Here is a 10001-nt window from a genome sequence, read left to right as displayed (position 1 = left end):
ACCCTGGACCAGCACGCCCCGGCCCCGCCCGCCCTGGACCGGGACGGCCGATAGACCTCCACCCACACGGGGACCGGCCGCGGCGGCGCGGAGGGGGAGCCGCCGCGGCCGAGGTGTGAGATGAGGGGCCGTTTCCGGTGTCACCAGACACCCGGAAACGGCCCCCCCCTTTTCGTGTGTGCCGTGGTCAGGCCGCCGGGGCGTAGTCGTCCAGGTCGCACTCGTCGATCAGCGGGACGCTCGCCTCGTCGTCCACCTCGATCCGGGCCGGGGTGGTCTGGCCCTCCGTGACGAAGATGTCCTCGGTCCTGCTGACCAGTTCCTCGCCGGCCGCGTCCCGGAAGACCACCGTCACCGTGAAGAGGCCGCTCGTCGTGCTGTCGTTGGTGACCTCGACGGTGGCGTACGGCGTCTCCTCGGACGCGCAGTCGACCAGCGTCACCGTGGCGTCCTCCGGGGACGCCGTGGCCTCCGAGCCGCCGGACGAGCCGTTGCCGTAGTCGTCGTAGTCATCGTCGTCGTAGTAGTCGCGGTGCGAGCCGCCGCTCGACGAGTCGTGGTTCTGGCTGGAGCTGCTGCATCCGCCACCGCCGCCGCCGTCGTGGCTCCCGCTGCCGCCTCCGTGGCCGCGGCCGGTGGAGAAGCCGGTGAGGGCGAGGACGACGAGCGTCGAGACGGCCGTGAGCTTGAGTGTCTTCCCCCGAGAAGTCATGACCGCCAGGTTAGCGATCTTTCTGTCACGGTCATGTCACTGCTTGTCGACCGTCCCGCACCCGGCGTAGCGTCGGCCCTGAGGGCGGCGGACACCGCCGCCCCGCAGCGGCGGCCGCCGTCCGGGCCCCTTCCGTGCAGCCGGCACGACGGCCGTCCCTCGGCAGGGCACAGGCCCCCGGAGCGACGCCGGGGACGGCCCGTCTCACGCCGTCCGTGCCGTGCCCGTGCCCTTCTCCGCGTCCAGCGCGTACACGCAGCGGTCCTTGCTGCAGGCGTACACCACGCCGTCCCGCACCACCGGCGAGCCGGTGATCTCGCCGCCGGTGGCGAGCTTCCAGCGCAGCCGGCCGTCGTCGGCCTTCAGCGTGTACAGCAGGTGGTCGCTGGAGCCGAAGTGGATCCGCCCCTCGGCCACCGCGGGCGCGCCCACGATCTCGCCGCCGGACTGGAAGCGCCACTTGGGCGTGCCGGTGACCGCGTCCAGCGTGTAGAGGCCCTTGCCGCTGCCCACGTGGACATGGCCCGCCGCGACCAGCACCGGCTCGACCGAGGAGCGCGCCTCGGTGGCGATGCGCCAGCGGTCGCGGCCGTCGGTGGCGTCCAGGGCGTAGACCGTGCCGAGGTAGTCGGCGAGGTACACCCCGCCGCCGGTGACCGCGGGGCCGGGCACGAAGGCGGGCGGGCACAGGAAGACCGCCGGGGCCTCGAAGTGCCAGCGGACGTGCCCGGAGGCGGCCTCCAGGGCGAGCACCCGGGTGCCGGCGCAGACGTAGACGTAGCCGTCGGGCGCGGCGGTAAGGCGGACCGGGACGCCGCCGCAGGAGGCCGCGTCGCCGATCGGGTACGACCAGCGCTCCTCGCCGGTGCGCGCGTCCAGGGCGCGCAGGCGGGCGTCCTGCCAGACGTAGGCGGTGCCGTCGAAGAGGGCGGGGCCGGCCTCCGGGGACTCGAAGTCGGTCTGGCAGCCGGTCAGTTCCCACAGCTTCTGCCCGCCGGACGCCTCCCAGCCCTGGACGCCGCCGCCGCGGGTGCCGGTGAGCACGGTGCCGCGGTCGGCCTTCAGGGAGTACACCCAGGCGTCCGTGTTCAGCCGCCACAGGTCGCCGCCCTCGCGGGCGTCGAGCGCGTACAGGGTCGGGCCGTCGGAGGCGTGGATACGGCCGTCGGCGACCGCCATCGACCAGGCGACGTCCCGTGTCTTGAAGCGGCGCCGGCCGGTGGCCACGTCCAGGGCGTGCACCTCGAAGGAGGTGACGTACACCAGGTCGCCGGCCACGGCGGGCGTGCCCCACACGTCGTTGGACATGCGGAACCGCCAGGGGCGCCAGCCGCCGGGCTGCTCCGGCGGCGCGGCGGGCGCCGGGGGCGCGGGCGCGCCGGCGGGCTCGGCGCCGTTGACGCCGGCGCGGGACGTGGTCCAGGTCGCGGCGAGGGCGGCGGAGGGCGGGGGCGCCTGCACGGCGGCCGCGCGCGTGTCGGCGACGCGCGGGCCGGGACCGATGGGCACCGCGGCGCCGGCCAGCCGGACGGGCCCGGTGCCGGCCGCGCCGACGGGGGCCTGCTGCGGCGGGACGACCGGGTCGTGCGGCGGCGGAGGCGGTACGGGGGGACGCGCGCCGCCCCGCTGCGGCCGCTGTGCTGCGGCGGCCGGGCGGGGCGGCCGCCGCGGCGCGCCTCGATCAGGCCGACCGCCCGCTCGGGCAGCCAGGCCGACGCCGTGCCGCTGTCGTCGGAGCCGGAGCCGAACAGGTGGGGGGCGAGCTGCGCCTGGAGGTCGGCGGGGTTGGGCCGGGCCGTGGGGTCCATCTGCATGCACGACTCGATGAGCGGACGCAGCTCGTCCGGCAGACCCTCGAGGTCCGGGCCCTCGCGCAGCAGCATGAAGACCGTCTCGACGGGGTTGGCGCCGTGGAACGGGGGGTGGCCGGTGGCGGCGAAGACCAGCATGGAGCCGAGGGAGAACACGTCGCTCGCGCCGGTGACGCTGCGGGAGTCCTTGGCCTGCTCCGGGGACATGTAGGCGGGGGTGCCGACGGCGACGTTGGTCATCGTCAGCCGGGTGTTGGACACCCCCGAGGCGATGCCGAAGTCGATCACGCGGGGGCCGTCCTCGACGACCAGCACGTTGGACGGCTTGAGGTCGCGGTGGACCAGGCCCGCGCCGTGGATCGACTGGAGCGCCTCGGCGACGCCCGCGGCGAGCCAGCGCACGGCCTGCGCGGGCAGCGGCCCGCACTCGTTCACTATCTCCTCGAGCGAGGGGGCGGGGACGTACGCGGTGGCCAGCCACGGCACGGCGGCGCGCGGGTCGGCGTCGACGACGGCCGCCGTGTAGAAACCGGAGACCGCGCGGGCCGCCTCCACCTCGCGCGTGAAGCGCACCCGGAACAGCTGGTCCTCGGCCAGCTCGGTCCGGACCGTCTTGATCGCCACCCGCCGGCCGGACGCCGAGCGCGCGAGATAGACCAGCCCCATGCCGCCGGCTCCCAGCCGTCCCAGCACCTCGAACGGCCCGATTCGCCGCGGATCGTGCTGCGTCAGCTGATCCACCACTTGCCTGCCACCTCCCCGTACGCGTCGCGCCACCACCTGTGCGCGACCGTAGTGCAGCGTCTCACCACCGCACCGCCGTGGCGGCACGCACCCCGATTCTTCCTGTCCGGGCCCCCAGGTGCGAACCGGCCGACAAATCGGGTGTCCAGGTTTGCATATGACACGAACGTACGGTCGGACGATGTGCGCGGGGGCGGACGCGGCGGCGGCACCGAGCGTACGGTCAGCGGCGCAGCAGCGCGAAGGACGCCCCCTGATTGTCGGTGACGACGGCCGCCGTCCCGTACGAGGTGTCGAAGGGCGGCACCTGGGTCCGGCCGCCGAGCCGGGTCACCCGCTCCAGGGCGGGCTCCAGTTCCCGCACGGCGAAGTGGACGAGGAGGTGCGGCGGCATCTCGGGGGCGAAGACCTCGGAGACGGGCGCGCGCCCGAAGTCGGGGTCGGCGCCCTCGCCGAACAGGGCGTCGTGGAAGAGGTCGCCGTAGAAGGCGTTGGCCGTGTCCGTGTCCCGTGTGTAGAGCTGCACCCAGGCGAAGGCGCCCGGCTCGTGGCGGCGTCCGAAGCCGGCCGTGGTGCCGGGCTGCCAGAGCGAGAACACCGCGCCCTCGGGGTCGGTGACGAGCGCGGTGCGGCCGAGGTCGCCGAACGGCGCGGGGGGCGCCACCACCTGTCCGCCGGCCGCGCGGATGCGGGCGCACAGCGCGTCGGCGTCCGGGGTGAAGAAGGACACCGTCCAGACCGTCGGCAGCCGTCCGTCCGTCTTGCGCGCGAGGGACGCGACGGGGTCGCCGTCCTTCGACGCCCGGACCGTCCCGGTGGGCTGGTCCTCGAAGGTCCAGCCGAACAGCTCACCGTAGAACCGCTTGCCCGCCTCCAGATCGGGCAGCTGCGCGTCCACCCAGCAGGGGGTGCCCTCCGTGTACTCCGACGCCCTGTTTTCGGCCATACCGACAACGTAGCCGTGCCGCCCGCACCCCGCCGACCAGGCACACCAGGGTTCCCCGGCCCTCGCACCCCATTTGCAGTCGGCCGAATCGCGCTCCCGAACCCCGTCGGTAAGCTGACGGCATGACAGGACAAGTGCGTACCGTCGACGGCCGCGTGGCCGGCCGGCGTGGGCAGGAGACCCGGCAGAAGCTGCTCGACTGCCTCAGCGAGATGCTCAGCTCGTCCCCGTACCGGGATGTCAAGGTCATCGACGTCGCCCGCCGCGCCGGGACCTCGCCGGCCACCTTCTACCAGTACTTCCCGGACGTCGAGGGCGCCGTCCTCGAGCTCGCCGAGACCATGGCGGCCGAGAGCGGGACCCTGACCGAGCTGGTCGAGGGACGCTCCTGGAGCGGGCGGGCCGGCTGGCAGACGGCGCAGGAACTGGTGGACGGCTTCCTGGAGTTCTGGCGGCACAACGACGCGATCCTGCGCGTGGTGGATCTCGGCGCCGCCGAAGGGGACAAACGTTTCTCCAAGATCCGTCTGAAGGTCCTCAACGCCGTGGAGTCCTCCCTCGCCGGAGCGGTCTCCGAGCTCCAGGCGAAGGGGCGGATCGACAAGGACGTCAATCCGGGCGCGGTCGCCGGGTCCCTGGTCGCCATGCTGGCCGCCGTGGCCTCGCACCAGAAAGGTTTCTCCTCCTGGGGCGTCAAGCAGGCCGAGATCAAGCCGAACCTGGCGCTGCTGGTGCACCTGGGGGTCACCGGGCGCAAGCCGACCAAGTAGCCGCGCTCGGCTCCGCACCCCCGCGCGACCCCGCACTTCCTGTCATCCGGGCGGCGGTTCACTCCGGTGGACCGCCGCCTGTCGCGTCCCCGGGGGCGGTCCGGTTCCGATGGTGGGGGCACGACGTGCGGAACACGTCCCCGCCGGCCGGCGTCGCACCGCCAGGCCGAGGGCCTGAACGCCCCGACGCCGACGACGCTGGAGGAACCGTCATGGCCCTGTCCCGTGAAGAGCGCGAGCAGTTCCTGTCCGAACCGCACGTGGCCGCGATCGCGGTGGACGCGGGCGAGGGCCGCGCCCCGCTGACCGTGCCGATCTGGTACCAGTACGCGCCCGGCGAGGACGTGTGGATCCTCACCGGCCTGCACTCCCGCAAGAACCGGCTGCTCCAGGCCACGGGACGCTTCTCCCTCCTGGTGGACCGCGTCGAGCCGACCATCCGCTACGTCTCCGTCGAGGGGCCGGTCGTCGACACCTCCCCCGCCACGGTCGAGAAGCTGCGGGAGCTCTCGGAGCGCTACCTGCCGCCGGAGAAGGTCGACGGGTACGTGGACTTCGCCTGGAAGAGCCACGGGGAGCAGGTCGTCGTGCGGATGCGTCCGGAGCGGTGGGTGTCGTCGGACCTCGGCTCGGTCTGAGACGGGCCGGCGCCCTCGGAGGCCGACAATCACCCCATGGAACCCGACCTTCACGAGCTGCTGCGGTCCCTGCGGGTGTGGGACCCGGCCGTCACCGACCTGCGCCCCTTCGACACCGAACGCGCCCCCGCCGAGCCGCTGCCGCTGTTCGCGCGGTGGCTGGCCGAGGCCGCGGCGGCCGGGCAGCCCGAGCCGCACACCATGTCCCTGGCGACGGCGGACGCGGACGGTCTGCCGGACGTACGGATCGTGATGCTGCACGGCGCGGACGAGCGGGGCTGGTCGTTCGCCACGCACGCGCACAGCCGCAAGGGCGGGCACCTCGCCGCCCGCCCGTACGCGGCCCTCGCCTTCTACTGGCCGGTCCTGGGGCGCCAGGTGCGCGTACGGGGCCGCGTCACGGCCGCCCCGCCCGAGGAGGCCCGTGCGGACCTGCACGCCCGCTCCACCGGCGCGCTGGCCGCGGCCCTGACCGGCCGCCAGAGCGCGGTGCTCCCCTCCCCTGAGGAGCTGACCCGCGCCTCCGAGGCAGCCTGGGCGCAGGCGCGCCGCGCCCCGGACACCCCGGCGCCCTCCTGGACCCTCTACCACCTCGCCCCGGACGAGGCGGAGTTCTTCCAGGGCGACCCCGGCCGCCGCCACGTCCGGCTGCGGTACCGCCGGGAGGGAGCGGGGTGGGTGCGGGAGCTGCTGTGGCCGTGAGGGGGCCGGCCGGGGTCACGTGAGGTGTGGGGACTTCATGGGGACATTGAACGTGCGATCACGACATCATGTGATCATTCCGCAACCAATTCCGGTCTTGACCGAGACCCATCAACCACCTGCCGGATTACGCTCGCGGTCATGGCCGACTCCACCACGTCCGCGCAGCCCACTGCGCCCGCCCGGGCGGACCGCCCCGTCTACGTCGTCGGCGGCGGCCCCGGCGGACTGTCCGTCGCGTACGCCCTGCGCGCCCGCGGGGTGCGGGCCGTCGTGCTCGAGCGGTCCGAGCGGGTCGGCGACTCCTGGCGCCGCCACTACGACCGGCTGCACCTGCACACCACCCGGCGCCGCTCCGCCCTGCCCGGCCTGCCGATGCCCCGCCGCTTCGGACGCTGGCCGTCCCGCGACGACGTGGTCCGCTACCTGGAGAAGTACGCCGAGCACCACCGCCTGGAGATCGTCACCGGCGTCGAGGTGTCCCGCGTCGAACGCACCCCCGACGGCACCGGCTGGCTGCTGCGCGCCACCGGCGGGCGCGAGCTGACCGGCGCGGCGGTCGTCGTCGCCACCGGCTTCAACCACACCCCGCGCATACCCGGCTGGCCCGGCCGGGAGACGTACACCGGCGAGTTCCTGCACGCCTCCCGGTACCGCAACGCCAAGCCCTTCGCCGGGCGGGACGTGCTGGTGGCGGGTGTCGGCAACACGGGCGCCGAGATCGCCGTCGACCTTGTGGAGGGCGGCGCCTCCCGGGTGCGGCTGGCGGTGCGCACCCCGCCGCACATCGTGCGCCGCTCGACCGCCGGCTGGCCCGCGCAGTACTCCGGGATCCTGGTGCGCCGGCTGCCGGTGCCGCTGGTCGACCGGATCAGCCGCCTCCAGGCGCGGATCGCGGTGCCGGACCTCTCCGGGCACGGCCTCCCCCGCCCGGAGACCGGGCTCTACAGCCGCGTCCGGGAAGGCGCGATCCCCGTGCAGGACGTCGGTCTGATCGACGCCGTGCGCAAGGGCGCGGTGGAGGTGGTCGCCGCCGTGAAGGGCTTCGAGGAGGGCGAGGTGCTGCTGGCCGACGGCGAGCGCGTCGCCCCGGACGCGGTGATCGCGGCCACCGGGTACGAGCGCGGGCTGGAGGGCCTGGTCGGCGGCCTCGGCGTGCTGGACGACCGGGGCAGACCCGTGGCCCACGGCGCCCGCACCCCGGCCGGCGCCCCCGACCTCTACTTCACCGGCTTCACCAACCCGATCAGCGGCAACCTCCGGGAGATGGCCCTGGACGCCCGGCGCATCGCCCGCGCGATCGACCGCAGCGGCAGGGCGTCCCGGCTGCCGGGGGTCTGAGCCCAGGGGCGCCTCAACTCGCGGTGCGAACCGCCGGGGCCCGGCACGAGGCGCGGCTCAGCTCGCGGTGAGAACCGCCGGACGCTTGCGGATCACCAGGGCCATCAGGGCCGCCGCCGCGCACAGCGCGCCCGACGCCAGCCAGACCACGTCGTACGAGCCGAACGTGTCCCGCGCGAGGCCGCCCACGAAGGCCACGATCGCCGCGCCCACCTGGTGCGACGCCAGCACCCAGCCGAACACGATGGGGCTGTCGTCGCCGTAGTGCTCCCGGCACAGCGCGAGCGTCGGCGGCACGGTGGCGACCCAGTCCAGGCCGTAGAAGACGATGAACAGCAGCATCGGCGGGTGCACGGACGGCGCGAGCAGCAGCGGCAGGAAGAGCAGGGAGACGCCGCGCAGCGCGTAGTAGACGGCCAGCAGCCTGCGCGCGTCGAAGCGGTCGGTGAACCAGCCGGACGCCACCGTGCCCACCACGTCGAAGACGCCGATGACGGCCAGCAGGGACGCGGCGGTGGTGATCGGCATGCCGTGGTCGTGCGAGGCGGGCACGAAGTGGGTCTGGATCAGCCCGTTGGTGGACGCCCCGCAGATCGCGAAGGTGCCGGCGAGCAGCCAGAACGGGCCGGTGCGGGCGGCCGAGGCGAGCACGGTCAGCGCGCGCCGGGCGGCCCCGGGCACGGGCGCGGGCTTGGGCACGAACTTCTTGGCGCCGTAGGGCTTCTGGCCGATGTCGGCCGGGTGGTCGTGCAGCAGCAGCCAGACGAACGGCACCACCGCGAGCGCGGCCAGCGCCACCGTCACGGCCGCGGGCCGCCAGGAGTGGCGGTCGACGATCCACGACAGCAGCGGCAGGAAGATCAGCTGCCCGGAGGCGGACGCGGCGGTGAGGATGCCGCTGACCAGGCCGCGCCGCTCGGTGAACCAGCGGTTGGTGACGGTGGCGGCGAACGCCAGCGCCATCGAGCCGGACCCGAGGCCCACCAGCAGGCCCCAGCAGAGCATCAGCTGCCAGGCGGCGGTCATCCACACGGTGGCGCCGGAGCCGGCCGCGATCACGGTCAGCGCGACGGCGACGACCCGGCGGATGCCGTAGCGGTCCATCAGCGCCGCCGCGAACGGGGCGGTGAGGCCGTACAGCGCAAGGTTGACGGAGACCGCGGCGCCGATGGTGCCGCGGGACCAGCCGAATTCGGCGTTCAGCGGGTCGATGAACAGCCCCGGCACGGCGCGGAAGGCGGCGGCGCCGATGATCGTCACGAAGGTGACGGCGGCGACGAACCAGGCGCGGTGCACCCGGAGGCGGGTCGGCTTGCGGCCGCTCGCGGGCGGCCCGACGGCGGCGGTCTTGCTGGTCGTGGTCACGCCGTACAGCGTCGGGCAAGCATGTCCGCTTCAACGAGTGGCCCGAGGGACAGCCTTCGCTAGGATCGGGCCATGCCTGTGATCCCGCCCGAGCCGTCCCCGTGCCCGCCCCGGCCCCACCGCGTGGTCGTGCTCGCCCTCGACGGGCTGCTCCCCTTCGAGCTGGGCATCCCGCACCGCATCTTCGGCCGCCCCAGGGACGAGCGGGGCCGGCCGCTGTACGAGGTGCTCACCTGCTCGGTCCGGCCGCCGGGACCGGTGAGGACGGACGCCGACTTCACGGTCCACGTGCCCCACGGCCCGGAGGCGCTGGCCACCGCCGACACGGTGATCGTCCCGGCCTGCTACGAGCTCGGGCCCGTCTTCGAGCGGGGCGAGCTGACGGACGAACTGGCCGACGCGCTCGGCCGCATCCCGCCGACGGCCCGCATCGCCTCCATCTGCACCGGGGTGTACGTCCTCGCCGCCGCCGGCCGGCTCGACGGGCGCCGCGCCACCACGCACTGGGCGGACGCGGAGCGGCTCCAGCGGCTGTTCCCGAAGGTCGACGTCGACCCGGACGTGCTGTTCGTCGACGACGGCGACATCCTCACCTCGGCGGGCGTGGCGGCCGGGATCGACCTGTGCCTGCACATNNCCGGTGCCCGACCCCCAGCAGGCGTCCACGAGCGGCGCCCGCGCCTGGGCGCTGGGCCGGCTGCACGAGCCGATCCAGCTGCGCGACATGGCGGAGCGGGAGTCGATGTCGGTACGCACCTTCACCCGCCGCTTCCGTGAGGAGACCGGGGTCAGTCCGGGGCAGTGGCTCACCCGCCAACGGGTCGAGCGGGCACGGTACTTGCTGGAGACCACCGAGCTGACGGTGGACCAGGTGGCGCGGGACGCGGGGTTCGGCACGGCCCAGTCCATGCGGGCCCACCTCCAAGCGGCCCTCGGCGTGACCCCGACGGCCTACCGCCGCACGTTCCGCGC

7 protein-coding genes and 2 pseudogenes are annotated in these 10001 nt (G+C 74.4%); 5 read left to right on the top strand and 4 right to left on the bottom strand.

The window, feature by feature from the left end:
* Nucleotides 1-187: 187 nt before the first annotated feature.
* The 3 genes and pseudogenes from CCN29_RS30540 to kbpA all read right to left on the bottom strand — a co-directional run bounded on the left by CCN29_RS30540 (nucleotide 188) and on the right by kbpA (nucleotide 4213).
* Nucleotides 188-712, bottom strand: coding sequence for a hypothetical protein (locus tag CCN29_RS30540; protein WP_086685751.1), 525 nt, complete (start codon nucleotides 710-712; stop codon nucleotides 188-190).
* A gap of 204 nt (nucleotides 713-916) precedes the next feature.
* Nucleotides 917-3267: pseudogene (afsK, locus tag CCN29_RS30535) on the bottom strand (protein serine/threonine kinase AfsK).
* Nucleotides 3268-3490: 223 nt separating this feature from the next.
* Nucleotides 3491-4213, bottom strand: coding sequence for an AfsK-binding protein KbpA (kbpA, locus tag CCN29_RS30525; protein ID WP_031062461.1), 723 nt, complete (start codon nucleotides 4211-4213; stop codon nucleotides 3491-3493).
* A 134-nt stretch (nucleotides 4214-4347) separates the two neighbouring features.
* On the opposite strand from kbpA, the gene CCN29_RS30520 reads away from it, so the two are divergent.
* The 4 genes from CCN29_RS30520 (at nucleotide 4348) to CCN29_RS30505 (ending at nucleotide 7664) form a co-directional block, all read left to right on the top strand.
* Nucleotides 4348-4983 carry a TetR/AcrR family transcriptional regulator gene (locus CCN29_RS30520; RefSeq protein WP_031021540.1) on the top strand — a complete coding sequence of 212 codons (636 nt, stop codon included), beginning with the start codon at nucleotides 4348-4350 and terminating at the stop codon, nucleotides 4981-4983.
* A 212-nt stretch (nucleotides 4984-5195) separates the two neighbouring features.
* The gene (locus CCN29_RS30515) at nucleotides 5196-5621 is read left to right on the top strand and encodes a pyridoxamine 5'-phosphate oxidase family protein (RefSeq protein WP_006134284.1); all 426 of its coding nucleotides are present in this window, start codon (nucleotides 5196-5198) and stop codon (nucleotides 5619-5621) included.
* Between the two features lie 36 nt (nucleotides 5622-5657).
* Nucleotides 5658-6323, top strand: coding sequence for a pyridoxine/pyridoxamine 5'-phosphate oxidase (locus tag CCN29_RS30510; protein WP_086685749.1), 666 nt, complete (start codon nucleotides 5658-5660; stop codon nucleotides 6321-6323).
* A 141-nt stretch (nucleotides 6324-6464) separates the two neighbouring features.
* Nucleotides 6465-7664, top strand: a complete 1200-nt coding sequence (locus CCN29_RS30505) for a flavin-containing monooxygenase (RefSeq protein ID WP_006134280.1) — start codon at nucleotides 6465-6467, stop codon at nucleotides 7662-7664.
* 57 nt (nucleotides 7665-7721) lie between these two features.
* Here the strand turns inward: CCN29_RS30505 and CCN29_RS30500 are convergent, their stop codons facing one another.
* Nucleotides 7722-9029: an MFS transporter gene (locus CCN29_RS30500; RefSeq protein ID WP_006134279.1), complete on the bottom strand. Its 1308-nt coding sequence runs from the start codon at nucleotides 9027-9029 to the stop codon at nucleotides 7722-7724.
* A 72-nt stretch (nucleotides 9030-9101) separates the two neighbouring features.
* On the opposite strand from CCN29_RS30500, the pseudogene CCN29_RS30495 reads away from it, so the two are divergent.
* Nucleotides 9102-10001, top strand: a pseudogene (locus CCN29_RS30495) (GlxA family transcriptional regulator); the annotation flags it as partial.

Origin of the sequence: Streptomyces pseudogriseolus, from assembly GCA_002154585.1 — a bacterium.
In the GTDB taxonomy this organism is placed as follows: Bacteria; Actinomycetota; Actinomycetes; order Streptomycetales; family Streptomycetaceae; genus Streptomyces; species Streptomyces pseudogriseolus.
The sequence above is the reverse complement of the archived record's forward strand: the minus strand, read 5'-3'. Positions and strand labels throughout refer to the sequence as shown.

Bases quoted from the DNA above. Each gene is read 5' to 3' on its own strand.
- CCN29_RS30540 (WP_086685751.1), bottom strand. From the start codon at position 712: ATGACTTCTCGGGGGAAGACACTCAAGCTCACGGCCGTCTCGACGCTC.
- kbpA (WP_031062461.1), bottom strand. From the start codon at position 4,213: ATGGCCGAAAACAGGGCGTCGGAGTACACGGAGGGCACCCCCTGCTGG.
- CCN29_RS30515 (WP_006134284.1), top strand. From the start codon at position 5,196: ATGGCCCTGTCCCGTGAAGAGCGCGAGCAGTTCCTGTCCGAACCGCAC.
- CCN29_RS30510 (WP_086685749.1), top strand. From the start codon at position 5,658: ATGGAACCCGACCTTCACGAGCTGCTGCGGTCCCTGCGGGTGTGGGAC.
- CCN29_RS30505 (WP_006134280.1), top strand. From the start codon at position 6,465: ATGGCCGACTCCACCACGTCCGCGCAGCCCACTGCGCCCGCCCGGGCG.